This is a genomic window from Mesorhizobium sp. RSR565B, assembly GCF_054719465.1.
The window spans coordinates 6,035,147-6,061,469 of sequence record NZ_JBTTIE010000001.1 but is presented as its reverse complement, the minus strand read 5'-3'; the positions used below and the strand labels follow the sequence as shown (position 1 = coordinate 6,061,469).

General features: G+C 62.9%; 25 protein-coding genes, 1 tRNA gene and 1 pseudogene. 9 read left to right on the top strand and 18 right to left on the bottom strand.

Annotated elements, in window-relative coordinates; genetic code table 11:
• The first annotated feature begins 151 nt into the window (after positions 1 to 151).
• The gene (locus ACYG9R_RS29265) at positions 152 to 445 is read left to right on the top strand and encodes a helix-turn-helix domain-containing protein (protein ID WP_023682373.1); all 294 of its coding nucleotides are present in this window, start codon (positions 152 to 154) and stop codon (positions 443 to 445) included.
• A 77-nt stretch (positions 446 to 522) separates the two neighbouring features.
• Here ACYG9R_RS29265 and ACYG9R_RS29260 read toward each other — a convergent pair whose 3' ends face one another.
• Entirely contained in the window at positions 523 to 975 is a 453-nt protein-coding gene (locus ACYG9R_RS29260; RefSeq protein WP_023730864.1) for a cupin domain-containing protein, read from the bottom strand.
• Between the two features lie 244 nt (positions 976 to 1,219).
• Between ACYG9R_RS29260 and ACYG9R_RS29255 the strand changes: the two genes are divergently transcribed.
• Entirely contained in the window at positions 1,220 to 1,681 is a 462-nt protein-coding gene (locus tag ACYG9R_RS29255; protein WP_023823260.1) for a YbaK/EbsC family protein, read from the top strand.
• 51 nt (positions 1,682 to 1,732) lie between these two features.
• On the opposite strand, the gene ACYG9R_RS29250 is transcribed toward ACYG9R_RS29255, so the two are convergent.
• Positions 1,733 to 1,809: transfer RNA gene (locus ACYG9R_RS29250), tRNA-Pro, on the bottom strand.
• 143 nt (positions 1,810 to 1,952) lie between these two features.
• Between ACYG9R_RS29250 and ACYG9R_RS29245 the strand changes: the two genes are divergently transcribed.
• Both ACYG9R_RS29245 and ACYG9R_RS29240 read left to right on the top strand, forming a co-directional pair.
• A complete protein-coding gene (locus tag ACYG9R_RS29245; protein WP_023682335.1) occupies positions 1,953 to 2,921 on the top strand; it encodes a glycosyltransferase family 8 protein in 969 nt (322 codons plus the stop codon).
• 23 nt (positions 2,922 to 2,944) lie between these two features.
• Positions 2,945 to 3,952: a glycosyltransferase family 8 protein gene (locus ACYG9R_RS29240; RefSeq protein WP_081726792.1), complete on the top strand. Its 1,008-nt coding sequence runs from the start codon at positions 2,945 to 2,947 to the stop codon at positions 3,950 to 3,952.
• A gap of 108 nt (positions 3,953 to 4,060) precedes the next feature.
• Here the strand turns inward: ACYG9R_RS29240 and ACYG9R_RS29235 are convergent, their stop codons facing one another.
• The 5 genes from ACYG9R_RS29235 to ACYG9R_RS29215 all read right to left on the bottom strand — a co-directional run bounded on the left by ACYG9R_RS29235 (position 4,061) and on the right by ACYG9R_RS29215 (position 9,532).
• On the bottom strand, positions 4,061 to 4,750 hold the full coding sequence (locus ACYG9R_RS29235) for an FkbM family methyltransferase (protein ID WP_245260020.1): 690 nt from the start codon (positions 4,748 to 4,750) through the stop codon (positions 4,061 to 4,063).
• A 218-nt stretch (positions 4,751 to 4,968) separates the two neighbouring features.
• Positions 4,969 to 6,213 carry an O-antigen ligase family protein gene (locus ACYG9R_RS29230; RefSeq protein WP_023823257.1) on the bottom strand — a complete coding sequence of 415 codons (1,245 nt, stop codon included), beginning with the start codon at positions 6,211 to 6,213 and terminating at the stop codon, positions 4,969 to 4,971.
• Positions 6,210 to 7,745 carry an undecaprenyl-phosphate glucose phosphotransferase gene (locus ACYG9R_RS29225; protein ID WP_023689486.1) on the bottom strand — a complete coding sequence of 512 codons (1,536 nt, stop codon included), beginning with the start codon at positions 7,743 to 7,745 and terminating at the stop codon, positions 6,210 to 6,212. The genes ACYG9R_RS29230 and ACYG9R_RS29225 overlap by 4 nt, the downstream gene beginning before the upstream one ends.
• A gap of 85 nt (positions 7,746 to 7,830) precedes the next feature.
• Positions 7,831 to 8,961: a glycosyltransferase gene (locus ACYG9R_RS29220; RefSeq protein WP_023823256.1), complete on the bottom strand. Its 1,131-nt coding sequence runs from the start codon at positions 8,959 to 8,961 to the stop codon at positions 7,831 to 7,833.
• Positions 8,962 to 8,968: 7 nt separating this feature from the next.
• Positions 8,969 to 9,532: a polysaccharide biosynthesis/export family protein gene (locus ACYG9R_RS29215; RefSeq protein WP_023682330.1), complete on the bottom strand. Its 564-nt coding sequence runs from the start codon at positions 9,530 to 9,532 to the stop codon at positions 8,969 to 8,971.
• A gap of 265 nt (positions 9,533 to 9,797) precedes the next feature.
• Here ACYG9R_RS29215 and ACYG9R_RS29210 point away from each other — a divergent pair, with 265 nt between their 5' ends.
• Positions 9,798 to 12,023 (top strand): GumC family protein, encoded by a 2,226-nt coding sequence (locus tag ACYG9R_RS29210; protein WP_023823255.1) that lies wholly within the window; start codon positions 9,798 to 9,800, stop codon positions 12,021 to 12,023.
• Positions 12,024 to 12,121: 98 nt separating this feature from the next.
• On the opposite strand, the gene ACYG9R_RS29205 is transcribed toward ACYG9R_RS29210, so the two are convergent.
• The 6 genes from ACYG9R_RS29205 to ACYG9R_RS29180 form a co-directional block, all read right to left on the bottom strand.
• Positions 12,122 to 12,958 carry a GNAT family N-acetyltransferase gene (locus ACYG9R_RS29205; RefSeq protein WP_023823254.1) on the bottom strand — a complete coding sequence of 279 codons (837 nt, stop codon included), beginning with the start codon at positions 12,956 to 12,958 and terminating at the stop codon, positions 12,122 to 12,124.
• Between the two features lie 5 nt (positions 12,959 to 12,963).
• Positions 12,964 to 13,710 (bottom strand): aspartate/glutamate racemase family protein, encoded by a 747-nt coding sequence (locus tag ACYG9R_RS29200; protein WP_023823253.1) that lies wholly within the window; start codon positions 13,708 to 13,710, stop codon positions 12,964 to 12,966.
• A 2-nt stretch (positions 13,711 to 13,712) separates the two neighbouring features.
• Entirely contained in the window at positions 13,713 to 14,531 is an 819-nt protein-coding gene (locus ACYG9R_RS29195; protein ID WP_023823252.1) for an ABC transporter permease, read from the bottom strand.
• Between the two features lies 1 nt (position 14,532).
• Complete coding sequence (locus tag ACYG9R_RS29190) at positions 14,533 to 15,444, bottom strand: ABC transporter permease (RefSeq protein ID WP_023823251.1); 912 nt, start codon at positions 15,442 to 15,444, stop codon at positions 14,533 to 14,535.
• 237 nt (positions 15,445 to 15,681) lie between these two features.
• Positions 15,682 to 16,971 (bottom strand): ABC transporter substrate-binding protein, encoded by a 1,290-nt coding sequence (locus ACYG9R_RS29185; RefSeq protein WP_023682324.1) that lies wholly within the window; start codon positions 16,969 to 16,971, stop codon positions 15,682 to 15,684.
• Positions 16,972 to 17,005: 34 nt separating this feature from the next.
• Positions 17,006 to 18,106, bottom strand: a complete 1,101-nt coding sequence (locus ACYG9R_RS29180; RefSeq protein WP_023689478.1) for an ABC transporter ATP-binding protein — start codon at positions 18,104 to 18,106, stop codon at positions 17,006 to 17,008.
• Between the two features lie 264 nt (positions 18,107 to 18,370).
• On the opposite strand from ACYG9R_RS29180, the gene ACYG9R_RS29175 reads away from it, so the two are divergent.
• A complete protein-coding gene (locus ACYG9R_RS29175) occupies positions 18,371 to 19,081 on the top strand; it encodes a GntR family transcriptional regulator (protein ID WP_023697427.1) in 711 nt (236 codons plus the stop codon).
• A 3-nt stretch (positions 19,082 to 19,084) separates the two neighbouring features.
• Here the strand turns inward: ACYG9R_RS29175 and ACYG9R_RS29170 are convergent, their stop codons facing one another.
• Positions 19,085 to 20,314, bottom strand: coding sequence for a GNAT family N-acetyltransferase (locus ACYG9R_RS29170; RefSeq protein ID WP_023753607.1), 1,230 nt, complete (start codon positions 20,312 to 20,314; stop codon positions 19,085 to 19,087).
• A 91-nt stretch (positions 20,315 to 20,405) separates the two neighbouring features.
• Between ACYG9R_RS29170 and ACYG9R_RS29165 the strand changes: the two genes are divergently transcribed.
• Positions 20,406 to 21,464 carry a polysaccharide deacetylase family protein gene (locus ACYG9R_RS29165; protein ID WP_023823250.1) on the top strand — a complete coding sequence of 353 codons (1,059 nt, stop codon included), beginning with the start codon at positions 20,406 to 20,408 and terminating at the stop codon, positions 21,462 to 21,464.
• Between the two features lie 15 nt (positions 21,465 to 21,479).
• Here ACYG9R_RS29165 and ACYG9R_RS29160 read toward each other — a convergent pair whose 3' ends face one another.
• Positions 21,480 to 21,695, bottom strand: coding sequence for a DUF2842 domain-containing protein (locus tag ACYG9R_RS29160; RefSeq protein WP_023669401.1), 216 nt, complete (start codon positions 21,693 to 21,695; stop codon positions 21,480 to 21,482).
• A 151-nt stretch (positions 21,696 to 21,846) separates the two neighbouring features.
• Here ACYG9R_RS29160 and ACYG9R_RS29155 point away from each other — a divergent pair, with 151 nt between their 5' ends.
• Positions 21,847 to 22,971, top strand: coding sequence for a COX15/CtaA family protein (locus ACYG9R_RS29155; RefSeq protein ID WP_023823249.1), 1,125 nt, complete (start codon positions 21,847 to 21,849; stop codon positions 22,969 to 22,971).
• Positions 22,972 to 23,024: 53 nt separating this feature from the next.
• On the opposite strand, the gene ACYG9R_RS29150 is transcribed toward ACYG9R_RS29155, so the two are convergent.
• The 3 genes from ACYG9R_RS29150 to speB form a co-directional block, all read right to left on the bottom strand.
• The gene (locus tag ACYG9R_RS29150) at positions 23,025 to 23,864 is read right to left on the bottom strand and encodes an aminoglycoside phosphotransferase family protein (RefSeq protein ID WP_023823248.1); all 840 of its coding nucleotides are present in this window, start codon (positions 23,862 to 23,864) and stop codon (positions 23,025 to 23,027) included.
• 61 nt (positions 23,865 to 23,925) lie between these two features.
• Positions 23,926 to 24,852 (bottom strand): N-acetyl-gamma-glutamyl-phosphate reductase, encoded by a 927-nt coding sequence (gene argC, locus ACYG9R_RS29145; protein WP_023823247.1) that lies wholly within the window; start codon positions 24,850 to 24,852, stop codon positions 23,926 to 23,928.
• Between the two features lie 29 nt (positions 24,853 to 24,881).
• Complete coding sequence (gene speB, locus ACYG9R_RS29140) at positions 24,882 to 25,883, bottom strand: agmatinase (RefSeq protein ID WP_023669405.1); 1,002 nt, start codon at positions 25,881 to 25,883, stop codon at positions 24,882 to 24,884.
• A gap of 98 nt (positions 25,884 to 25,981) precedes the next feature.
• On the opposite strand from speB, the pseudogene ACYG9R_RS29135 reads away from it, so the two are divergent.
• Positions 25,982 to 26,200, top strand: a pseudogene (locus ACYG9R_RS29135) (glycerophosphodiester phosphodiesterase family protein); the annotation flags it as partial.
• Between the last annotated feature and the right edge of the window lie 123 nt (positions 26,201 to 26,323).

Below are 26,323 nucleotides of genomic sequence, written 5' to 3'. Positions count from 1 at the left end.
GTGCCCTGGCGCCTGCGGTTTTGACGCCGGTTCACGATGCTGTGACGGTCGGTTTGGGCCTTGGCAAATCGCCGTCAAGCGGGCATTGTCCCGGCTCTCAGGCAACACCCTATCATTTGATCCAAAACTCTTTAGCCCCATGGAGTTGCCAATGCCCCAAACTGCAAAACACGAACCCTTCTCCAGGCTGGCGGCCGACGTTGCGGCCGATGTAGCGCTCGAGCACCCCGGCCTCAAAGCCATCCGGGAGACAAAGGGATACAGTATTGAAGAGCTTTCCCTGACCTGCGGTCTGTCGACCAGCGAGATTGCCGACATAGAGAGCGGCAAGGACACCGATCCGACGAAACTTCGCCGGATCGCCGCAGCATTGCAATTGCCGGAAACGGCCCTGATCGATGCCCCGGCGCCCACGGCGCCTGTGGAAAACCGGTCCGTTTCATAAACAACGGCCAAGCGTCGTTCAACAAGCCCGCCATGGTTTGCCCTGGCGGGCTTGTTGCATTCGCCCAACGGCGAATGTCACTTCTTGCTCGGATCGTCCGCCGGGTTGACGTAGGTGATCGCGAACGGCCCCTCGCCATGAACCTGGACGATCGTAGCGCTTGTCGTCCAGGCGTAATGGTTCATTCCCTGTGGGGCTACGCCGAAGCCGCCGGCGGTCAGTTCGATGCCCTTGGTCTCGTCGAGCTTGTCGCCCATGCCGATATGAAAATTGCCGGAAATCACCGTCACATATTCCGAGGTGGGATGGTTGTGCGCGGCAATCCTGTAGCCGGCCGGCAGCTTCAACCGCAGCACGTAGATGCCATCCTTCGAGGGGTCCCCGGCGATGACAGCCATGTCCGCGCCGGCGGGCAAGACAGCAGGAGCAGGGCCCCATTTGATGGCGTCCGCGTTTATCGGCATGTCGTCGGCAAGCAGCGGCGCCGTCCCGATAAGCAGCAGCGCCAGAGCCGAGGCGAGCTTGAGCATGATGATCTCTCCGGTTGGTCGTGGGAGCACAGCATCAGCGCCGGCCCTGATCCATTGCGACCTACCAATGCAGCAGCCCGAACACATCTCCCGCACGGGGGATGCGCCTTGTGTTGCTGACATGCGGCGCGACCCGCCCGGCCTGGTACCGCTGCAGCCGTCGAGGGGCGGGGAGGTTGCCGCCGACCGAGCGTGAAGCTATCCAGTGTGAACGCTAACCGTTTTCGAATGGGACAATGCCGAGATGAGCCTTGAATCCGTGCGCGCCTTCCTGGCTGCCCATGCGCCCGATGTCGAAGTGCTCGTCACCGAAGCGAGTTCCGCGACGGTGGCGCTGGCGGCTGAGGCGCATGGCGTGGAGCCGGCGCAGATCGCCAAGACCATCTGCCTGCGCGTCGGCGGTGAGACCATGCTGATCGTGGCCGGCGGCATGTCGAGGCTCGACAACCGCAAATTCAAGGACCGTTTCGGCGGCAAGCCGCGCATGCTTGACGCCGACGAGGTTGTCGCGATTACCAGCCATCCCGTCGGCGGCGTCTGCCCATTCGGCCTGCCGGCGCCGCTGCCGGTCTATTGCGACGTCTCGCTGCGCGCCTTCGATGAAGTCGTGCCCGCGGCCGGCGCCACCAACGCCGCTGTAAGGCTCAGCCCGCTGCGCATGGCACAGATTGTCGGCGCCGAATGGGTTGATGTGTGCCAAGGATGAATGTTGGTGATTTGAGAAGCAGGACCTTTGGGGGCAAGTCCTGTCTAAAAATGGTCGGAGTGGCCGGATTCGAACCGACGACCCCTTGACCCCCAGTCAAGTGCGCTACCGGGCTGCGCTACACTCCGGACCGCGCAAAGCCATATATTTTCAAGGGGTATGGTGCAAGCGCTAAAACGGCGCGCCGGGCCTGAAAGTCGCCAGCATTCGGCCTTGTCGCCGCAACGCCAAGGCGATATGGCTCGCGCAGTATCGATACGAAGGATTGCGCGTGGCAAATTCCTGTTTTTTTCTGGCGGCCGACGCCAATTATTTTCCGTATGCATGCTTGGCGGCGCGCAGAATTCTGGATGTTTCGGGAGACGCAACGCCAGGCTTCATCCTGCATGTCGGCGCACGTGATGCCGATATGCGTGTTGCTGAACGCCTGCTGAAGAACCGTCTTCGCATAATGGACGTTTCGGGGCTGTTTGCGGAGGCTGGCCATACTTTCCGGCCAAGCAATGTCGGCACTTTTGTTCGGCTTTTCGCCGACCAACTGCCTCAGTTCGCGGACTATGACCGCATCGCCCATGTCGATTGCGATGTTCTGTTCAATCGAGATATCGCGGATCTCGTGGGCCAGACACTTCATGCTCCGTTGTTGGCCGCTCACGACGATTACATGTATTTCCGCCCGGGCTATCGGAACAAACTGTCGATGCAGCCGGGGGCGCCTTATTTCAACGCCGGCATCATCGTCTTCAACATGCCGCCGGTGCGTCAACAGGGACTTTTGCACCGCGCGAGAGATGTTGCCGTTGCTGGGCAAATGAACGATCAGAACGCGCTGAACATCGTCTTCGAGGGCAAGTGGCAGACGATGCACCCGAACTGGAATTTGATGTCCAACGATACGAAGGAGTTTCGGTTCGCCCAAGCCTATGCGCGGCATTTCGCCGGCGGCAAGCCATGGGGGAGCCAGGTCGATGTGGAGCCTGAGGCGCTTGCCGTCTGGCGCGATCTGGCAAGGGATACGCCGTGGCTTGAGCCCTTCCGGCAGCGTATTCCCTTCGAGCGGGGCGTCATGAGGCGGTTCGCCCGCAGGTTCGACGGTATCATGGGGATGTTGCCGAACAAGGACCGGTATCGGCGGCGCGCACGGTACGACGGCAGCAAGGTGCATAAGATATATGCCGAGCATGCTGACGCCGGGGCGATGGCTGTGCAGTTTCCGGAAGTACTCGGTGGTTTCGCCTGAGACCCGCAACGGAGCTCTCGTGAATGGGTCAGGCAACAGGTTGTAGCATGCCGCAAAAATCGTGTTTCTTTTTCGCCACCGACCAGAGGTATTTCCCGTATGCCAGCCTGGCGGCGCGCCGCGTGCTGGATGTGTCGGACCACCTCGACGGCTTTATTTTGCACACCGGTGTCATCTCCAACGAAGACCGAGCTATCGGAGAGCGTCTGCTCGGTGGGAAGATCCGCATCCTGGATGTCACGAAATTCATGAAAGCGACAAACTTCAACCGCGGAACGCACCCAACCCTTGCGACCTACATCAGGCTGTTTGCCGATCAATTGCCGGAGTTCGAACCATATGACCGCATCGCCTATTCCGACGCCGATGTGCTTTTCAACAGATCGATAGAAGACCTCTGCAACGTCCCGCTCAACGCTCCGCTGCTGGCCGCACACGATGAGCAGACCTATTTCGACGTAAAGTATCGACAGCATTTACCGATGCAGCCAGGCGCGCCGAAGTTCAATGCCGGCGTGCTGGTGTTCAACATGCCACTGATCAGGCAGGAGGGGCTTCTGGAGCGTACCCGGCAGTTGGCCTCCGAGCAGGTTTACGGGATGGATCAAGGTGCATTGAACGTGGCTTTCGAGGGCAGGTGGCAGACGATGCACCCGTTCTGGAACGTGATGACCAACTACACCAGCCAGATTTCTTTCAGCCGCTGCTACGCCCGCCACTTCGCCTGGGGCAAGCCCTGGGACCGTCCGCCGATCGGTGTCGAGGTCGGCGCCATGGCGATCTATCGTGATCTGGCGAAAGGCACGCCCTGGGCCGGCCGTTTCAACAGCAACTGGCCGATCAAGAGAGGCATATTGAAAAACCTCGGCCGCAAGTTCGACGCCATCAGCGGGATTTTGCTGAACGACGAGAAGCGCAAGCGACGGGCGCGGTTCGACGCCGAAAAGGTCAGCGCCATCTTTGCCAGCCATGCGGACAATTCGATGTTGGCCGTGCAATACCCCGAACGGGTAGCTGGCATAGCCAGATAGAACTTGACGCTCCGCCGGACGCGGTTCCTCCCGCCAATCTTCCTCGATAAGTCTATTGCCTCGCTGGTTGATGCCCTCCGGCTAGCACGCTCAAGGCCGAGCCGATACTTAGCTCCAATCCAGATTGATGTTGCGGATGCCTTCCTGCGCGATCCGGCCCGGCAGCTTGCCGATCCGGTCGGCCAGGTCTGGCGAGAACCGTTCATGTGTCTCGACCAGGATTTGTCCAATCGAACGGTGAATGCTGGCGTCCAGCATGGCTTCGATGCATTCCGCTTCGGCCCCTTCTATGTCCATCTTGACGATGGCGATCGGCTCATGGAGACCTTGCAGGAACTGCACCAGGTCAACCACCTCAACTTCAAAGCTTTTCCCGTTCGTGTGTTCGTGTGTCTGGATCAGGGACGACGATTCGGTCCTGCGGAGATCGCTGACGTCCGGCCTCTGATGGAATGTGGCCGCTCGCGCTGATCCACCAACAGCCTTCGGAATGATCGTCACCCGGTCGTTGTTGCCAAACCTTTTCGTCAAAATCTGGCGAGCAACAGGGTCAGGCTCGAAAGCAATCACCCGCATCCCATAGGCTAGTACATGTCCCGTGACGTCGCCAATATTGGCGCCGAGATCGATGAACAGACTATCGGCGGGAAGCTTTTTCATAAGCTGATGGAAGTCGTATTCGGCCTGCCGCACACGCCGCGGGGGCCTGTGCCATCGGCGATACGCGTACCAGCGCAGCATGAATTCGAAATAGCTTTCCCTCAGCATAACCACGCCCGTCAGATTAGTGGCGCCCACCAACCCGGAATATTATCCAGCCCGGCAAGCACGCCAACTCAATTGGAATTTTGTCAGTCGCGTTTAGCGACGTTTTCCCACCATCACAACATAAATGCGCCGCCGGCAACCGTGCTCAATTCGACCAGGGGTTGGAGCAAGCAGATCAAAGCCTGCGAGGGCCTGCACAACCCCGGTATTGGCGTGCGCGGCTGTTCCTGTCCTTTAGGATTACTCGGCTACCTCGGTTGCGCCACCGCCCGCAACCCGCGCTGATGCCTGTATTCCAGCGCGATCGCGCCCCAGATCAGGCCGAGCAGCAGGTAGACATGGCGCCAGTGGTCGATGTCGATGAAGGTGCCGAGCCCGATATTGCCGATGAAAGCGACGTAGGCGCAGAGCAGATAGGGCTGCCATGGCCGGTCGCGCAAAAGGATGCGGAAGCCGGCCGCGATCGTCCACAGCGTCAGCGACAGGAACGAGACGAAGCCGAGCCAGCCATAATCCATCAGCGTCTTCAGCCAGATGTCGTGCGTGTCTTCGCCGAAAATGGTGCCGAATACCAGCGGGCCGATGCCGAGCGGACGTTCGAGCGCCATCTCGAAGCCGATCGTGTAGCGGGCGAAGCGGCCAAGGCGCGCCGTGTCGTAGCTCTGTTCGAGCTGGGCGCGGCTGGAAAACATCTCGCCGACGCCGGGCAGCTGCAGGATGACGATCATGGCGACCACCAGCAGGGTGACGGCGGCAATGGTCATGATGATGACGCGCAGCCGGAACTTGCCGCTGTTGCTTTGCAGGAACAGGGCGCCGGTGAGCAGGATGGCCGAGACGGCGAACATGCCCCAGGCGCCGCGCGAGAACGAAAAGAAGATGCCGGCGGTGATGATCAGCAGCGGCACCGCCAGAAGCGGCATGCGCGCGATCGAGCCGGTCAACAGCAGATAGAGCAGATAGATGCCGGGCAGCACCAGGAATGGTCCGAACACGTTCGGATCCTGGAAGGCGCCCTGGGCGCGGTCGTATCTGGTGAAGATTTCAGCGCCCGGGAAAGCGTGGAAATAGCCGGCAATGCCGAGCAGCGAGGTCACCACCGCGGAGACGACATAGGCGATGAAGATCAGCCGGTAGAGGCCGGGCTGCACCGCCGTCACCGACGAGAAGAACACCGCGGTGAACGCGAGAAACAGCGAGACGGCGAGATAGAGCGGTGTGTTGGCGAGATCGGCCATCTGCGTCATGGCAATCATGCCGCCGATGTTCATCGTGATCAGCAGCACGAGCAGCGGCACGGCGGCGCGCGATATGCGCAGGCCAAACAGCACCCACACCCCGATCAGCCCGAGCATGAAAAGATCGTAGGGCGCCGGTTCGTCGATGACGAAGCCTGACAGGAAGACGCCGAAAAACACCGCGCCCGAGGATATCAGCGCGATCAGCTTGGCATTGACCGTAGCCTGCGGCACATAATGGGAAATCGCGCTCAATAGGCGTTTTCCGTGTTGAGCAGCCGCAGCGGCGTCATGAGCAGGATGCGCAGATCGAACAGCATCGACCAGTTCTCGATGTAATAGAGGTCGTATTCCGTGCGCATGCGGATCTTCTCATTGGTGTCCATCTCGCCGCGCCAGCCATTGATCTGCGCCCAGCCGGTAACGCCGGGCTTGACCTTGTGGCGGGCGAAATAGCCGTCGACCACCTCGTTGTAGAGAAGGTTGTGCGACTGCGCGGCAATCGCATGCGGGCGCGGACCGACCAGTGACAGCGTGCCGAACAGCGAGTTGAAGAACTGCGGCAGCTCGTCGATCGAGCTCTTGCGGATGAAGCGGCCGACGCGGGTGACGCGCGGATCGTTCTTGGTCACCGTCTGCTTGGCGGTCGGGTCCGAGCGGTCGGTATACATGGAGCGGAATTTGTAGACTTCGACGATCTCGTTGTTGAAGCCGTGCCGCTTCTGCTTGAACAGCACCGGACCCTTGCTGTCGAGCTTGATGGCGATGGCCGTCGCCAGCATCACCGGTGAAAACAGGATGATGCCGATCAGCGAGAAGACGATGTCGAAGGCGCGCTTGGCGACCGAATCCCAGTCGTTGATCGGCCTGTCGAAGATATCGAGCATCGGCACCGAGCCGATATAGGAATAGGCGCGCGGGCGAAACTGCAGCGCGTTGGAATGCGCCGAGAGCCGGATGTCGACCGGCAGCACCCAGAGCTTCTTCAGCAGCTGCAGCACGCGCGTTTCGGCAGTCAGCGGCAGCGACACGATCAGCATGTCGATGCGCGCGATGCGCGCGAATTCCATCAGCTCCGAAATGGTGCCGAGCTTGGGATAGCCGGCTACGATCGGCGGCGAGCGCTTGTCGCCGCGGTCATCGAAGATGCCGCAGATGCGGATGTCGTTGTCTGGCTGCTTCTCGACCGAGCGGATCAGCATCTCGGCCGCCTTGCCGCCGCCGACGATGACGGCGCGGCGTTCCATGCGGCCGTTGCGCGCCCAGCGCCGGATCAGCTTCGACATCACCAGCCTGAGGCCGAACAGCAGAAGCAGGCCGACGACAAACCAGGTGCCGAACAGCAGACGCGAATAATCCTCCGACATTTTCATGATGAAGGCCGTCAGCGCCATCAGCGCGAAGGTGCCGGCCCAGACCATCAGCACGCGGCCGAGATTGGAGATCGGTCGCATCAACGCGGAGATCTGGTAGCAATCGCTGACGTCGAGCAGCACCACGGCCACGAATGACGCCGCGGCAATGGTCAGCGGATATTGCCAGGCGAGATAGTTGAAGAAGCCGACAAAGTGGAAGTAGAGCGCGAGCCCCGACAGGAACAGCAAGCCGAATTCGACGATGCGCAATACGCCGCTGACCATGACCGGCGACATCGTATCGCGCCGGTATTGCGAGGCGACCTGGCGGGCAACACTGTTCATGCCGCCGGGCGTGGGGCTCTCGGCAGGACTGTCGAATTTGCGCACCGCATCGGCCGAAAAGCGGCGCGTGGGGTCGGTCTCGTTCATCGGGTTTCCCACAAGCTTCCGCGATGACGATAGCAGAAAGAGAGCTAAAAAAACCTTGAGACAACTTGTGGTTTTGGACGGTCGTCTATCTGTTGAGCGCGGCGAAATAGGCCTTTTCGATTTCGGCGGCCATCACATCGGCGCCGAATCGCGCCCTGAGCCTGGCGGTGTCGGGCATGACGCGCCGGTATGCGTCGAGATCGCGCAGCGCTTCACCCACCTTGTCGCCGAGTTGGCGCGGATCGGGACGGATCAGGGCAGGGGATCCCTCACCGAAGATTTCGGGAATGCCGCCGACGGCCGTGGCGATCATCGGCCTGCCTGCGGCCAGCGTCTCCAGCACGATATAGGGCATGGCTTCCGCGCGCGACGGCACAACCACGAGGTCGGCCAGTGCAAAGGCCTCCCTGGCTGGCATAGGCGGCAAGAAGCGGACCTGTTTTCCGAGGCCCAGCCGTTTCACCTGCGCATGGTAGCGCGGCAGGTCGTCGCCATCGCCGACCATGACCGCGGTCAAGCGGCGCTCAAGCTGGGACCCGGCCAGCACCAGCGCGTCGATGAAAATGTCAGGCCCTTTGAGGTCGCGCATCATGCCGATGTAGAGCAGGTCGGCCGCGTCGGGCTGCGCGACCACCGGTTCGAACTCGGCGGCGCGCAGGCCGTTATAGACCAGCGTGTTCGGGATAGGCGGTTCGCCGACCTTCCTGCGATAGGTGCGCCGCTCATAGTCGGAGACGAACAGCAGGCAGTCGGTGAAGCGCGCCATGAAGCGCTCGAGCGCGAAGAACAGCTTCCCGGTCGTCGTCGTTTCATCATAGTGGAGGGAGCCGCCATGCGGCGAATAGAGGCGGGCTACGCGAGACCTAGATACCCGCAACAATGAGCCGAACAGACGGGCATAGGCGCCACCTTTGGCGCCATGTCCGTGCAACACGTCCGGCTGCAATTCCTTGATGATCCTGTAAGTGCGCCAGGCCGAGGCGAAGTCGCCCGGCCCGACATGGCGCTGCATCGGCGTGCGATGGATGCCGAGCGCCAGGCTGTCCTTCATCTGGTCGAACAGGCGTTCCTCGTATTCGCCGCCGGTGGTCGAATCGCAGACGATGCCGACAACATGTCCGGCGGCGAGCTGGGCCTCCGTCAGGTCGCGCACATGCCGGAAGATCCCGCCGACGGGTGAGCGAAAGCAGTGGACGATCCTGAGCTGGTCCGCCACGTTGATGTCAGAACAGGCGTTCGCGAACGTAGACCGTGTCGCCCGGCAGCAGCGGATCGGAGGTAACCACCCGGCCTGTCATCACCTTGCCGTTGATGTCGCGGGTGATGTCGACGCTTTCCTGGTTGGCGCGCGGCGAGAAACCGCCGGCAATCGCGATGGCCTTCTGCACGGTGAGGCCCGGCACGTAGGAATACTGGCCGGCGGCGCCCACTTCGCCCATGACGAAGATCGGACGGTAGCGATCGATCTCGACCGACACGTCGGGGTCGCGCAGATAGCCTTGGCGCAGTTTGTCGGCGAGCGCTTTTTCCAGCTGCTGGGCCGTGTGGCCGCGCGCCGGCACCGCGCCGACCAGCGGGAAGGACATGTAGCCGGACTGATCGACACTGTAGGTGTTGGTCAGACCGTCCTGTTCGAACACGGTGACGCGGACACGGTCGCCGGCGCCGAGCCGATAGGGCTGGTCGAGTACCTCGTGGAAGGCCGCCGGCGTCGGCCGGTAGCTGGAGCAGCCGGCGAGGATCGACACGGCCAGCAGAGCGCGAAACAGACCAGCAGCGCTTTTCATGATCGGACACACACCTTCGTCGCTATGGCCGCCAGGACACGGCGGCAAACCTTAAGGATCTGGGTTCGTTATCATCCTGTTAGGGTTAATGGCCGGTAAAGGGACGCGGCCGATTTGGCGGCAATCGACAAAAAGCCGTATAGTTTTGCTGGCTTTGTTTACCGGATGTCAGCAAACCCTAACAGCTGCTTACCGCGATCTTAACGGCTGAGTTACCATAGTTGTTTACGCTACCATCTAGCCTCATGTTCCGGAGCAGGAATGCATGTCCGACCAGTCCGCGGCCGCAGATGTCGATGTCGACCTGAGACAGCTCTTCGCCAGCCTGGCGCGGAACTGGCTGCGCATTCTTGTGATCACGCTTCTCGTCACTGGTCTCGCCTTCGCCTTCGCGTGGCTTGCCACGCCGCATTACAAGGCGACGACGCAGCTGAAAATCCAGTTGAGCGAATCGGCCTATACGCGGCCTGCCGGTACCAATGAAGACGACAAACCTGTGCTCGATGCGGAAGGTGTAGCAACCGAGGTTCAGGTCATTTCCTCGTCCGACATTCTCAATAAGGTGGCTGGCAATCTGCATCTGGGCGACAAGCCCGAGTTCAACGATGCGCTCGGCATGTCGCCGGCAGCCCGACTTCTTGTCATTGCCGGACTGAAAAGTGATCCGGAAGAAATTCCGCTCGAAGAGCGCGTGCTGACGAAGATGCGCGACAAGCTCAATGTTTATGGCGTGGAAAAGACCCGCGTCATCGCCGTCGAATTTTCCTCGGAAGATCCCCAGCTTGCCGCTGACATTCCGAACGCCATCGCCAAGGCCTACCTGGCCTATCAGGCGGACGCCAAGACCACGTCGAACGCCGCCGCGACCGCCTTCCTCGGGCCGGAGATCGAGGAGCTGCAGAAGCAGGTCAGGGATGCAGAGGCCAAGGTCGCGGCCTTCCGCTCCGCTCAGTCGGACCTGTTGATGGCTGGCAACAATTCGGTGCTGGCGACACAGCAATTGTCCGAGCTGTCGAGCGAGCTGTCGCGTGTGCGCGCCAGCCGCGCTTCGGCCGAGGCAACGGCCGAAAGGGTGCGCCAGGCTTTGCAGAATGGCGGTTCGCTGGACGCTGTACCCGAAGTGCTGTCGTCCGATCTGATCCAGCGGCTGCGTGAGCGTCAGATCGAGCTCAGGACCAACATTGCCGATCTTTCCACCACTTTGCTCGACAACCATCCGCGCCTGCGGGCGATGAGGTCGCAGCTTGCCGATCTCGACGGCCAGATCCGCAACGAAGCGCAAAAAATCATGCGCGGGTTGCTGACGCAGGCGCAGACCGCCCAGGCGCGCGAAAACCAGCTGATATCGGACGTCAACAAGCTGAAAGCGGCGTCGTCGCGGGCCGGCGAGGAGCAGGTCCAGCTGGATGCGCTGCAGCGCGAGGCGAACGTCCGGCGCCAGCAGCTTGAATCCTATATGGCGAGCTTTCGCGAAGTGTCCTCGCGCAAGAATTACCTGCCGGTCGATGCCAGCGTGTTTTCCGAGGCGCGCGTGCCGTCGGAACCCTATTTCCCCAAGCTCGTGCCGATCGTCGGCGCCGCCTTAGTCGGCTCGCTGCTGCTGATGTCGGTCATCACGCTGCTGCAGGAGCTGTTTTCCGGCCGCGCCATGCGCCCGGCGCCCGGCGCCCGCTTGGACCGCATCGAACAGGTTGCGATGCCGGCAATGTCGGCGCCGGTCGTCGACCCGGAACCGGCCGCAGTCGTGGCCGAGGAGGTGGTCGATCAGCGGACGGCCATGGAGTCTGAACTGGCGCCCGAGCCGGAGCAGGAGCCGGCTCCTTCAGTGCTGGAAGGAGCAGCGGCTGCCGATCCAGAACCGCAAGCCGAACCTGAACCTGTCCGCTCCAGCCTTGGCGAGATCGATGTCGAGAAGGCGGCGGAGAAGCTGATCGCCAGCGGTGCTGCGCGCGCCATCTTCGTCTCGCCCGAAGGCGATGAGGCCGCGGCCTCGGCAGTGCTGGTAGCGCGCGAAGTCTCCGACGCCGGCCTGCGCGTGCTGCTGCTCGATCTGACCGCATCGGGCGCGGCGTCGCGGCCGATGCTGGACAGCGGACTTTTCCCCGGCATCACCAATCTGCTGGCTTCGGAAGCGCAGTTCAGCGACGTCATCCACGCCGACCTCTATTCGGACTGCCACGTCGTTCCCGTCGGCACCGCCGATCCGGTGCGCGCCATGCGCGCCGCCGACCGGCTGCCGATCATCATGCAGTCGCTGACCACCGCCTATGATCTGGTCATCGTCGAATGCGGACCGGCCGATGCGCAAGGCATCAGCCGACTGGTCGGCGACAGCACCGAGGTCTTCATGTCCATGCTGCAGGCGGACGATGAGGTGGCGCAGGCCGCCGTCGAGCTGATCGAAAGCGGCTATCCCGACCTCACTCTGGTGACGCCGATCGGCCACGAGACGCCGGGTAACCCCGTGCCGGGACGACGTAGCGCCGCCTGAGACATCAGACAATTCGACTTAGGCGGCGCTACTACGGATCGGCTCGTCCATCGCCCGCCGGCTCCCGAAAAACCAAGCCTGTCAGCCGGCGCCGGGATCTACCCCAACTCCAGGGTCGTCACGCCAAATATTCGGCGCGAGTCGACCTTCGGAGGCGGGCCCTTGTACATGCGCGTTGTGGTGAAGGTCGGCCTGAAACCAATTGCTGAAAGCGCCGTGGTGAAATCGAAATTTTCGGCAGGAACGTCGATATGCAGGTCGCCACCTTCGCATGCGGCAGCCAGACTGCCCATGAGCTGCATCGCCGTCTCGGTGTCGTCGGCAAACAGCGGGCCGATCTTGTAACCCGAACGGCAGGGACGAGCCACGGCGTAGCCTATGGTGCCGAGTGAACTGATCGCGGCGAACCCGCAATGCGGCGGCTGCGCCCAGCGGTGCAGGAAGGCTCGTCGAGGCGCGGGGAAACAGCGGGCGTCATAGGCGATGATGTCGGGCACGAGTTGCGTGGTTATCATGCGCACCCCTTCGCTTCGGACGGGCGGGGTCGCGATACGGCCGCTGAAGCGGATGGTTTCGTATGCCGAGTTAAAACCAGTGCGGCGATAATTCGCCAGCTGCGCGGCGACGCCGTCGAGGCCGACCGTTCGGCCGGCCAGCCTGGCCATGCCCGCATTCCAGACTGCTTTGCCATGGCCTTTGCCGCGCATGTCTGGTCGGCAGATGTAGAGACCGATGAAACCGAAGTTGCCGCCATAGGCGACAGCCGAGATGGCGGCGGTCATCTCGTTGTCGACAAAAGCGCCGATGAACCCTTCAGGATCGGTTGGCCGGAACGCGGCGGCATCATCAAGGCCAGGGTTCCAGCCTTCAGCCGCCGCCCAGTCGATGAGAACGGTCAGTTCCGGCGGAGACAATGCGCGGACGGTAGGCTTCATAGCGTTCACTCCGCGGCGATCACCCCCGGCGAGAAGGATTTCAGCACGCCGCGATAGGGCTTGGCCAGCGGACTGGCATAGGCGCCGCGCTTCGAGGTCGACAGGCCCAATGCGATCAGCGCCTCGGCCTGTTTGAGGGCGGCGCCGACGCCGTCGATGACGGGCAGGTCGAACTCTTGCTGCAACCGGTGTGCCAGGTCGGCCATGCCGGCGCAGCCGAGCACGATGGCCTCGGCGCGGTCTTCCGCTATGGCGCGGGCGATCTCGGCGCGCAGTTTCTCGACAGCGCCGGAAGCAGCGTCTTCAAGCGAGAGTACGGGAATGTCGGCGGCGCGCACGCGGGCACGCCCGGCCATGCCGTAGCGCTGCACCAGCCCCTCGACAGGGACACGCGAGCGTTCGGTGGTCGTCACCACTGTGAAGCGCTGGGCAATGTAGGAGGCGACACTGAGTGCGGCCTCGCAGATGCCGATGACCGGAATGGAGGCCATGGCGCGTGCCGCATCCAGGCCGGTATCGTCGAAGCAGGCGATGATGGCGGCCTGAGCCCCCGCACGTTCGCCGGCGGCGATCTCCATCAAAAGGCCGGGCACGGCCAATGCCTCGTCATAATAGCCCTCGATCGAGGCAGGACCCATCGAGGAGGTGACCGCGATCACCTCGGTCCCGGCGCCGGCAACGGCGCGCGCCGCCGCCGCGATCGTCTCGGTCATGCTCGCCGTCGTGTTGGGGTTCACCACCAGTATCTGCACGATCAAACCCTGGCCCGCTTGCGGCCGACATAGAGGATGGCGCCCAGTGTGGCCAGGATCACCAGGAAGGAGAACACGGTGGTCACCGTGCCCAGTGCGTAGAGCACCGGCGTCGTGACATTGGTGGTCATGCCGTAGATCTCGAGCGGCAGCGTGTTGAAGGTGCCCGACGTCATCAGCGTGCGGGCGAACTCATCATAGGATAGCGTGAAGCCGAACAGGCCGACGCCGATCAGGCTCGGCGTGATCATCGGCAGCACGACATGGGCGAAGGTCTGCCAGGACGAGGCACCAAGGTCGCGCGCGGCTTCCTCGTAAGCCGGCGAAAACCGGTTGAAGACGGCGAACATGATGAGCACGCCGAAGGGCAAGGTCCAGGTCAGGTGCGCGCCGAAGGCTGACGTATACCAGGCCGGGCGGAAGCCGACCTGCTGGAAGACGACGCCGATGCCCAATGAAATGATGATCGAGGGCACGACGAGGCTGGCGACCGCCAGGTAGAACAAAGCGGTGGCGCCGCGAAACTTCTGGCGGAAGGCGAGGCCAGCGAGCAACGACACCACCACGGTGACGATCATCACCATCAGGCCGAGCACGAGCGAGCGCTTGAAGCTGCCGCCGAAATCGCCGACCGCCTGGCGTTCGAACAGATTGGCGAACCAGTGCAGCGACACGCCGTTGAGCGGGAAGGTGAGGCCGCCGGTCTCACCCTGGAAAGAGAGGATCAGGATCGCCGACAGCGGGCCATAGAGGAACAGCACGAACAGGGTGAAGAAGACGGCCAGCACGTAGAATCCGGCGGTGCGTTTTTCGTGGCTCACCTCAGAGCTCCTTGCGGATGTCGACGATGCGCAGGATGCCGGCGACCATCAAGAGCACCAGCACCAGCAGCACCACTGCGTTGGCGGCCGCAGCCGGATATTGCAGCAGCGACATCTGGTTCTTCATCATCAGTGCGACCGACGCGCTCTGGCCGCCCGACATCACCTGCACGGTGGAGAAATCGGCCATCACCAGCGTGACGACGAAGATGGTGCCGATCGCCATGCCGGGCTTGGCCAGCGGGATGACGACGTTCCACAAGACCTGCCAGCCGGACGCGCCGGCATCGCGCGCGGCCTCGACCAGCGAGCGGTCGATGCGCATCAGCGTGTTGAAGATCGGCGTTACCATGAACAGCGTGTAGAGATGCACCATGGCCAGCACCACGGCGAATTCCGAATAGAGCAGCCATTCGATGGGTTTTGGCACCAGCCCCAATTGCACCAGCGTCGAGTTGATCAACCCGTTACGGCCAAGCACCGGGATCCACGAGATCATGCGGATGATGTTGGAGGTCAGGAACGGCACCGTGCAGACAAGGAACAGCACCATCTGCATGGCGGTGGTGCGGATATGGAAGGCGAGGAAATAGGCGACCCAGAAGCCGATGAACAAGGTCAGAGCCCAGACGATGGCAGCGAATTTGATGGTGTTGAGATAGGTCTTCCAGGTGACCCATGATCCCAGCACGTCGGAATAGTTCGTCGTCAGGAAATCCGGATACATGGCGGCGAAGTCATAATCCCAGAAGGAGACGACGACGATCATGATGATCGGCAAGAGCAGGAACGCACCGAGGATGAGCGCCAGCGGCGCCGATTGGAGGTAGGGCGTGACGGCACTGATGGAGAAGCGCCGGCGTCTGGCGGGCTTGGCTGCTGCGATGGCGGGGCGTTCGAGCGCGACTGTCATTGGGAAAATCCTCCGCGTGATCGCGATGACTTGCGATCCTTCGCGCCCCCCTCTGTCCTGCCGGACATCTCCCCTACGAGGGGGGAGATCGAACTCTCATAACGGCCTTCGCCAAACTCCAACGTTGCTAACGAAGAGCCGGCCATGACGCTGCCAATCTCCCCCCAAGTGGGGGAGATGTCCGGCAGGACAGAGGGGGGCGCGAAGGATCGCAACATCACAGTGAACGCGTCCGCTCTACGCCGCGATGAACTCGTTCCAGCGCTTCACCATGTAGCGGTCCTCGTCCATGACCGAGTTCCAGCAGGCGACTTTGCCCATACGCTCTTCGAACGAGCCGCCGTCGCGCACGGCGCCGGCCTTTTCCATGACGGTGCCGTCCGGCGCCTTGATCTCGCCCTTGGCCGGCTTGCCTTCGATCCAGTAGCCCCATTCGTCCTCGGACATGAACTTCTTGGCCGAGACCATATTGGCGGAATAGTAGCCCTGGCGGTTGAGATAGCCGCCGACCCAGCCCGACGTATACCAGTTGATGTATTCGTAGGCGGCGTCGAGCTCGGCGCCCTTGAGATGGGCGGCAAGGCCAAGGCCGCCGCCCCATGACCGGTAGCCTTCCTTGAGCGGCTGGAAGCGGCAGGCGATGCCCTTGGAGCGGACGGCGGCGACGGCCGGCGACCACATCGACTGGATGACCACTTCGCCCGATGCCATCAGATTGACGCTCTCGTCGAACGACTTCCAGAAGGCGCGGAACTGGCCGGCCTGCTTGGCCTTGATGAGGAAGTCGATCGTCTTGTCGATCTCTTCCTTGGTCATGTTGCCCTTGTCGGCATATTTGATGCTGCCTGTGGCCTCCATGATCATGGCCGCATCCATGATGCCGATGGACGGGATGTTAAGGATCGCGGTCTTGCCCTTGAAGGCCGGGTCCATGATGTCGGCCCAGGTGGTGATGTCGCGGCCGACGAGGTCGGGCCGGATGCCTAGCGTATCGGCGTTGTAGATCGTCGGCACCATGGTGAACCACTTGGTCGGCGCCTTGGCGAAGGTCTTTGAGTCCTGCGCTTCGACATAGCCGACCGTGTGCGGCGCGGTGCCCTGGGCAATGATGCTGTCGGGCGTCAGCTTGCCGGTTTTGAACAACGGCACCAGCTCGTCGTAGTATTTCAGCTTACTGACATCCATCGGCTGCAGCACGCCGCTCGGGAACACCTTCTTGCAGATCCAGTATTCGATGTCGGCGATGTCATAGCTGTCGGGCTGGGTCACGGCGCGCTGGGCGGCCGCGTCCGAATCGGTCGCCGTCATTTCCAGCGTGATGCCGAGGTCGGCCTTGCACTTGTCGGCGATCGCGTTCAGGTTCGACACGCCGGTGCCGAACTGGCGCAGCGTGATGTTGGACTGCGCCCAGATGGTCGGGAAGCCTGTAATGGCGCCCGAGCCTGCGGCGAGGCCGACGGCGGCCGCACCTGTCTTGAGCAACGAACGTCGCGAAATTCCGGTCTTTGTTTCTACTGTTTTTGTCATTCCTATTCCCCTGTTTTGTTTTGCTTCGTTGAATTCATGAATGAAGGCGGCCGAGGACGATGGCGTCCTCGGAATCCCAGGCGAGCGGTACGGCGTCGCCAAGGGCGACGGGTTTGGCGAAGAAGTCGGAATCGTCGATGATAACGGTGAAATCGTCGATGCCGCCGCCGGTGACCGACAGCTTCACCGTGGCGCCGCGATATTCGATGTTGGAGACGATGCCGGTGAAGCCGAGGCCGGGAGAGGGTGCTTCGCCGATGCGCACATGGTCGGTGCGGATGGCTATGTCGATCGGCGTGCCCACCTCCTGGCCCGCCTCCCGGCCTTGCCCGCGGGCGGCGAGCGAGGCGCCACCATTGACGTCGAAGACGACCATGCCGTCGCGCGCGCCGGTAACCCGGCCGGAGATGACATTGTGGTCACCCATGAAGCGCGCGACGAAGGCGGTGGCCGGCCTTTCGAACACATCTCGCGGCGGCGCCGCCTGTTCGATGCGGCCGTCATTCATCACCACGATCAGGTCCGCCAAGGCCATGGCCTCTTCCTGGCTGTGGGTGACGTGGACGAAAGTGATGCCAAGCGAGGTCTGCAATTTCTTCAGCTCGGCGCGCATGCGTATCTTCAGGAACGGGTCGAGTGCCGACAGCGGCTCGTCGAGCAGCAGCGCCTCGGGATCGGTGATCAGAGCGCGGGCGAGTGCAACACGCTGCTGCTGGCCGCCGGAAAGCTGCGCCGGCCGGCGCGTCGCATAGGCCTCCATCTGCATCAGCTTGAGCATGTCGAGCGCCTTGGCACGGCGCTGCTCCTTGTCGACGCCCTTCATCTTCAGGCTGAAGGCGACATTGTCGACAAGGTCGAGATGCGGAAACAGCGCATAGGACTGGAACATCATCGCCGTGCCACGCTTTGCCGGCGGCAAGTCGGTGACGACGATGTTGCCGAGGCGGACATCGCCCGACGAAATGCTTTCGTGGCCGGCGATCATGCGCAGCGTCGAGGTCTTGCCGCAGCCGGAGGGGCCAAGCAGGCAGCAATAGGTGCCTGCCGGTATCTTCAGGCTGATGGCCTCGACGGCAGTCGTCGTTCCGTACACTTTCGAAACGGAGACGATGTCGATCTCGGCGGCTTTGGACATTCAGGCTTCCCCGTTTGGTCGCGTCAACCAATGCATTATGCGTGCCAATCGGCGAGATTCGGCCAAGCGTTTGAATCATCAGCAAAATCGGAATTCGTGCCCACTGCCTAGCCGGTGGGCTATCTTGTGCATTGCACAAATTATGGGCGATTGTGCGCGATCCGCGCAAGAATCGTATGCAATCTTTTTTGGCTTCGTGTCCACTTTGCCTCTCGTGCGCAGGCGACGAGTTGCGCTAGAAAGAGGCTGGGAACCATCATCGCCATGAACATTGCCGATCAGATCCATTCCGCCGACAGCGCCAACCAGGATCGCGCCCAGGCGATTCGCGACAATCTGCGGGACGCCATCGTTGACCGTCGGCTGACGCCCGGCACCAAGCTGTCGGAAGGCGAGGTCGGCACGCTGTTCGACGTCTCGCGCACGGTCGCGCGCGCGGCGCTGCAGATGCTGTCCTTCGAGGGGCTGGTGCGTACCGAGCGCAACCGTGGCGCCTTCGTCGCCAACCCTACGCCCGAGGAAGCGCGCCAGGTGTTCGCATCGCGCCGGCTGATCGAGCCGGGCATCGCCATTGCCGCCTGCGGGCGGGTCACAGCCACCGATATCGCTGCGTTCCGCGCGCAGCTCGACGAGGAAGGCCGCTTCATCGCCGAGCGCGGCCCAACCGCGCGGCGCTCCGAAATCAAGGCATCAGGCGATTTCCACCTGCTGCTCGCCTCCGTCGCCGGCAATGCCATCCTGCAGCGCTTCATGGAGGAGCTGGTGGCGCGTTCGTCGCTGGTGATCGCCCTTTACGGACGATCCGGCGTGTCGGCCTGCGGACACAGTGAGCACACGGAAATGGTCGGCGCGCTGGAAAGCGGCGATTGCGGGTTGGTGAGCCGGCTGATGCTGCACCATATCGACCACATCGAGGCGGATCTCGACCTGCGGGTCAGGGCCGGCCCGGCGCTCCGCGAAGCGCTGAATTTCTGAACGCTAGTTTTCGTCGTCCGTGGGAGCGGGCGCTGCCTGTCCGGCGGCCTTGCGGCGCAGCATCTTGGTCAGCTTCCAGACCGTCGGGTTGTTCTTGATGAAGGCTTTCGCCCGTGCGCCCTGCCGCAGCGCCGACGCCAGGGCGCGTCCCTTCAGCGTCAGGGGCGCCAGCACCTCGAAATGCTGGGTCTCGATATCGCACCAGAGCCGCTTGTAGGGCTCGTCGCCGACCGAGAAATCATAGACATCGAAGCCTGTTTGGCAGGCTTCCTCGATGATGTCGAAGAAAAGGAAATCGCCGGGGCTGGTGTGGCCGAGATCGTCCTCGGCGATGGCGCCGAATTCGCAGATCAGGCGTTTGCCCGAGCGGCTCGAGCCGGTGATTGCGCGCAGCTTGCCGGCCACTTCGAGCCCATGCAGCACAAAGGCCGGTTTCTCCTCGGCCAGCGCGCCGGCGAAGAGGGCACGGAAGAAAGCCCGCACCTCCGGCTCGCCGAAGACATTGGCGATGCCCATCTTGGCGAAGCGGAACTCCTTCATCTCGAAGAAAGCGTCGAGCAGCCGGTTCACGTCTTCGGGTGTCTGCGCCTCGATGCGGCGATGAACGCCGACCGCCTCGAACTTGCGTGTCTGCGAACGGTGCTTCTTGCGCTTGCGCTTGCCGCCCACACGCGACAGCAGCGCATCGAAACCACCGTCGAGATTGACGGCGAGCGACAGGTTTGGGCTCGGAAAGTTGGAGAACGCCGCCAGCGGATTGGCAACGCCATCGAGGTCGGGCAGAAGCCTTTCCAAGGCAACGAGATCGATGTCGGGACGCGCCTTGCCGATCGCCGTCACCAGCCTGCGGATCCCCCCGGCATCGGCCTTTGCCAGCCATGCCGGATCGGCGGCGGCGAAATTGCCGTTGGCATGGCGCCCGCCCATGAAGCGGGCGACGCGGAATGGACCAGTTCGCGTGATTTCCAGTGCCAGTGCAAAGACCGGCCTGTCCTCGATTGTCAGCGTGGCAATGACGGCATCGGGATTGGCCTGCGCCGTCCAGGCACGAACCCAGGCCGCGCTTTGCGCCGGCGCAAACAGCGCCGAACGGCAGAATTCGCCGTAAGAGGCGAGCGCGGCAGCATCTGCGATCGACACCGACAGACTGGTCTGGTCGGCATCCGGCGTGCGCGCAGACGCCTTGCTTGCGGCGAGCCGATTGCCGTCAAATGACGCGGTGGCGTCAACCATACCTCAATCCTTAAGGCGTATTCGTCGCGATCAGGAGTTCGCGTCGGCGCGTTCCGTGCTTGGATCGAGCCTAGGCGCAAAAGGTGAATGAATGATCGACGGTGGTGAGGCAGTTCGGAAACTGGCGCTTAATATCGCCCGCTTTACCGGCCTTGCACCGCTGGCCAAGCCGTTCGTCGGCGGCATTGGCGCAATCCTCATGTTGCATCGGGTCACCGCCACGCCGGAGAAGCCGGACGGCGTCAACCGCCACCTCAACATCGCCCCGCGATTTCTCGACGCTCTCGTCGCCGACATGAAGGCGAGGGGCTATGCCTTCGTCACCCTCGACGAGGCGATCGAGCGCATCAAGGCCGGCGGCAAGGACGGCCAGTTCGCCACCATCACCGCCGACGACGCCTATCGCGACAACATGACCGAAGCGCTGCCAGTGCTCGAAAAGCACGACGCGCCGATCACCATCTATGTCGCGCCGGGTCTGATCGACGGCAGCGCCGATTTATGGTGGGACGTGGTCGAGGATATCGTCAACGCGCGGGAGCGTTTGACGCTGGCGACGCCGAAGGGGCCGGTGACCATAGACTGCTCGACCCACGGCAAGAAACTCCACGCCAATGCGCGTCTGCATACCTATCTGACGCTCGAGGTGCGCGAGGAGGATCAGCGCGCCGTGCTGCGCGATCTGGCGCACTCGAACGGCATCGACCTCGATGGCTTGCGCCCAAGCACGCTGATGACCTGGGACGACATCCGCGCCGTGGCCGGGCACAGGCTGGTGACGATCGGCGCGCATACGGTCAACCACCGCAATCTGAAGCGGCTCGACGAAGGCGATGCGCGCCATGAGATCGTCGACGTCAGGCGCCAACTGCAGGCGCAGCTCGGCGAAGACCCCCGTCATCTCGCTTACCCCTATGGTTACGCCAGCGCTGTCGGCTGCCGCGAAGTGGGCTTTGCCCGCGACGCCGGCTACGCCTCGGCGGTGACCACTCGCCACGGCGTGCTGCACGCCGAGCACGCCGGCTTCCTGCACGCGCTGCCGCGCATTTCGATCAACGGCCGCTACCAGAGCGTCGCCCATATCCGCACCATGTTGTCGGGCTTAACGACGCCGCTGGCCAATGCCGGCAAAATGGTCGTCACCATCTGACCTGGGTCGGGCGCTTCAGCCTTTCGGCGGCGGCTCCAGGATCAGCCATTTGATGATGCCCATCGCAGGCAGCACCCAGAACAGGCCGCTGAACAGGAAGAACAGGAAATGCACCAGCGGGCTGGATTGCGACAGCTGCGCGACCGCTATGATCGACGCGACCAGCGCATAGATGATGACCAGCGCCACCAGTAGGAAGGTTCCGATCAGCTTTTTCAGGCGGATGGGCATGAGCGTTCTCGTTGATCGCCTCCGCTTAGGCCCAACCGGGGGCGCGTGCAACCCGTGACTTGCGGCGCGACGGCGTGCCGCGCCGTCCGGTCTTGTCAGCCGGGTTGCGATGGTTCACCAATCCGCCACGTCAACCTGCCGGGACCAACCCATGGCCGCCATATCAGCCGCCGCGCCTTACATTGACCGCGATCGCGACTTGAAGAATCGGGCGCTGGTGCGCGGCTGGCTCTATGTCGTGCTTCTGGTGCTGTTTGCGCTGGTGCTGGTCGGCGGCGCCACCAGGCTCACCAATTCCGGCCTGTCGATCACCGAGTGGAAGCCGATCCACGGCGTGATACCGCCGCTCAACGACGCCGAGTGGCAGGAGGAATTCCAGCTCTATCAGAAGATTCCGCAATATGCCGAGCTCAACAAGGGCATGAGCCTCGATGCCTTCAAGTCGATCTTCTGGTGGGAGTGGGCGCACCGTATCCTGGCGCGCAGTGTCGGCCTGGTCTTCGGCCTGCCGTTGCTGGTCTTGTGGGCGACGCGCCGCATCGAGCGCGGCCTTGGGCCAAAGCTGGTCGGTATTCTGCTGCTTGGTGGCCTGCAAGGCGCCATCGGCTGGTGGATGGTGGCCTCCGGCCTGGTCGACCGCGTCTCCGTCAGCCAGTACCGGCTGGCCACGCATTTGACGCTTGCCGCCCTGATCTTCACTGCCACCATGGTGGTCGCGCGCGGGCTGGCGCCGCATTCGGAGCCTGCCGCCGACCGGCCGACACAAAGGCTGGCCGGCTTCATCGTGCTGCTGGTGCTGGTCCAGATCTATCTCGGCGGCCTGGTCGCAGGGCTCGACGCCGGCCTGAGCTACAACACCTGGCCGCTGATGGACGGCAAGGTGATCCCGTCAGATTTGCTTCTGCTCGAGCCGGCCTGGCGCAACTTGTTCGAGAACCCGAAGACGGTGCAGTTCGTCCACCGACTGGGCGCCTACACGGTCTTTGCCGTCGGGCTCTGGCACATGATCGCGACACGCCGGCGTTTACCAGGCACGACACACGCACGCCGCGCGACGCTGCTGTTTCTGCTGGTGCTGGTCCAGGCCTCGATCGGCATCGGCACGCTGCTGATGCAGGTGCCGCTGCACATGGCGCTGACCCATCAGGCCTTCGCGCTTGTCCTGCTGGGATTTGCCGCCGCCCACTGGCGCGGCAACAAGGGCGCCTATCCACTGCCAACGCGGCCGCCCATGAACGCAGGTACATCGTCTACGGTGTCTTGGCCGTCGCAATAATCTATTTCGCGAACGAACTGCCTCGCTACGTCTAACGCGCGAGGCTGCGCCGGTCAGAAGCTGAGCCGCACCTTTCGGATCACTCCCGCAACCGACAGCTCGCGGTTCTCGTCGACCGCATTCTCGTCCTCATGATGCCATGCGGCCGACAGCCAGCCATAGGCGATGGCATGGTCGAGAATGGCAGCCGGCGTCTGGCCGAGTGTCCTGGCGAAGATCTCGGCCATATGCGCGATGCGCTCGGGATCGAGGCAGAGGTCGTCGCGCCCCAGTGGGTTGTAGAACAGATTGGCGGCGTCGAAGCCGGGATCGCCGAGCACGCCCTTCGGGTCGATCGCCAGCCAGCCGCGCGCACCGTGCAAAATGTTGTCGTGATGCAGGTCGCCATGCAGCGGCTTGACCGCATGCGGGGCATCGAGCAGGCGGTCCGCGATTTCGGCGGCCTCGATATAGAGGCTGTGCTCTCCGGCGTCGCGATCGGCTCCGGCCTTTTTGAACAGGCTGGCAAACCGTGTCCGCAGCGGCTGCAGGTCCGGCGGGTCAGGGTGTCTTGTGGGCGAGAACAGTCTCCCCATCAACTCGGCCGCGATTGCGGTCGCGGGGTTGTCGCCTTCTTTGGCCAGAACGTCGGAAAGCAGGGTGTCGCCGGCATATTCGAGCAGCATGCGGTGGCCGACCCGGCCAAGCAGCCGCACCGCGCCTTCGCCGCGCCGCCATGCGAGATAGTGCTCGCCGCGCAACTCGTCCTCGACATCGTCGAATGGTTTGAGCGCCTTGACGATGGCCGGCGAGCCGTCCTCACGCCGCACCTTCCAGATGCGGCTCGAAAACGTCTCCGCAATGAGCTCGGGCGCGCTGATCTTCCAGCGCTTTGGAAATGCAGGCGCGTCCATTCAGAGCGTGATGCCGAAAAGTGTTAAGCGGTTTTCGGGCAACATGCTCTCTCCAACTGAATTAAAGGCCGAGCATCAGATCCATGTTCTGAACGGCAGCACCCGAGGCGCCCTTTCCGAGATTGTCATAGACCGCAATCAGCAGCGCCTGCGCCCTGTCGTCATTGGCAAAGACATAGACCTTCATCCGATTGGTGCCGTTATAGACCTCGGGATTGATCTCGGGCAGGCGCTCCACGTGCTCGTAAGGCGCTACCTCGATCACGCTGCCCTTGATGGCGGCGAAATGGTCGGCGATCGCGGCATGCAGTTCAGCACCCGTCGGCACATGGTCAAGCCCGCCGAGCTGCAGCGGCACCACCGTGATCATGCCTTGGGCGAAATTGCCGACCGCCGGCTGCATGATCGGATCGTGCGACAGCTTCGCATAGGTGCGCAGCTCCGGCACATGCTTGTGCTGCAGGGTCAGCCCATAGACCTGGAATTCAGAGGCATCCTCGCCCTTGGCGACATAGTCCTCGATCATCGGCCGGCCGCCCCCCGAATAGCCCGAAATGCCATTGACGGTGATCGGGAAATCCGCCGGCAGCAGGCCGGCGGCGACCAGCGGCCGCAGTGTCGCGATCGGTCCTTGCGGCCAGCAGCCGGGATTGGCGACGCGTTTCGCATTGGCGATGATCCTGGCCTGATCCTTGTCCAGCTCGGCAAAACCGTATTCCCAGCCCTCGGCGACGCGATGCGCCGTGGAGGCGTCGATCACCTTGGTGGTGTCGTTGGCAATCAGCGACACGCTTTCCTTGGCAGCCGCATCCGGCAGGCACAGGATGGCGACATCGGCTGCATTGAGGAACTCGGCGCGCGCCGCCGTTTCCTTGCGGCGCTCGGCCGGGATCGAGATGATCTCGAGGTCGCCGCGCTCGGCCAGCAGCGCCCGGATCTGCAGGCCGGTGGTGCCGTGTTCGCCATCGATGAAGATTTTCGGTTTCATGTGCCCGTCAATTCCCTGCTAATTCAGGCCTATATGCCCTGGCCATGGTTTGCCGCGCCATGGTTGCCGCTGTTCAGCTCTTCCGCCCGCGCTTTTCGCTCGGCCACCAGGCCGAGATAGTGCATGGCCACCATCGAGCCGGCGATCGCCGTTATATCGGCGTGATCATAGGCCGGCGCAACCTCGACGACGTCGGCGCCGACAATATCGACCTGGCCGAGCTGGCGCAGCGTCGACAGGATTTTCGCCGAGGACGGTCCGCCGGCAACCGGCGTGCCGGTGCCGGGCGCAAAGGCCGGGTCGAGGCAGTCGATGTCGAAGGTGAGATAGGTCTTCCTGCCGCCGGTGCGGTCGACGATCGCATAGGCGATGTCGGAAGCCCGCATCTCCTCGATCTCGTGACCGTAAAGGATCTTGATGCCGAACGTATCGGGGGCATGCGTGCGGATGCCGATCTGGATCGAGCGGTCGGGGTCGATGATGCCTTCATTGACGGCGCGGCCGACGAACGAACCATGGTCGATGCGCTTGCCATCGTCAGGCCAGGTGTCCTGGTGCGCATCGAACTGCACCAGCGCCAGCGGCCCGTGGATGGCGGCATGTGCCTTGAGCAGCGGCCAGGTGACGAAATGATCGCCGCCGAGCGACAACAGGAAGGCACCCGATTTCAGGATCTTCGCCGCCTCGCGCTCGATCGTGCCTGGTGTCTTCTGGTGATTGCCCGAATCGAGCAGGCAATCGCCATAGTCGATGACGGCGAGATGCTCGAACAGGTCGCGCGAGAACGGATATTGCGGGTCGTTGTCGAGGATCGCCGAGGCGCGGCGGATCGCCTGCGGCCCAAAGCGCGCGCCCGGCCGGTTGGTGACGGCGGCATCGAACGGAATGCCCCACACGACGGCGTCCGCGCCCTTTGCATCCTTGGTGTATTTGCGCCGCATGAACGACAGCGCGCCGGCATAGGTCGGCTCGAAGGAAGGCCCCGTCTTGGAGCGGGCGGTGAAGGCGTTATCGATGGTCTGGTTCGCCATTACGGGTCCTTCTTTGTTCATCGGGCTGCCACAACTACAGAACCGGCACGCAAGATGCCAGTCACAGCTTGGCGAAGGACTTGTATCGCCAAGGTGCAAGGCCCGGCGGCATCCTCTCCGGCGGCCGCGGCGATGAACTGGCGGTGCGGGCCGGCATGCCGGCCGAGACCACGGTTTCTGGGCCGAACGCGGCGCCACCATCATCCAGACCGACGAACCGAAGGCTGCCATTGGCTGGCTGGGGGCCAACGGGTTTAGGGTGCCTTATGTGGATGAGGGAAGCCGGCCGAGCCGCGAATACGGCGAGTATCAATTAGAAATCGTACGTCGGCGCCATCACCCCACCCGGCGCTGCGCGCCGACCTCCCCATCGAGGGGAGGTAGGGCGTTGGCGCTTTAGATTCCGACAGTCGTAGCGATTGCGAGGCATGCAAGGCTGC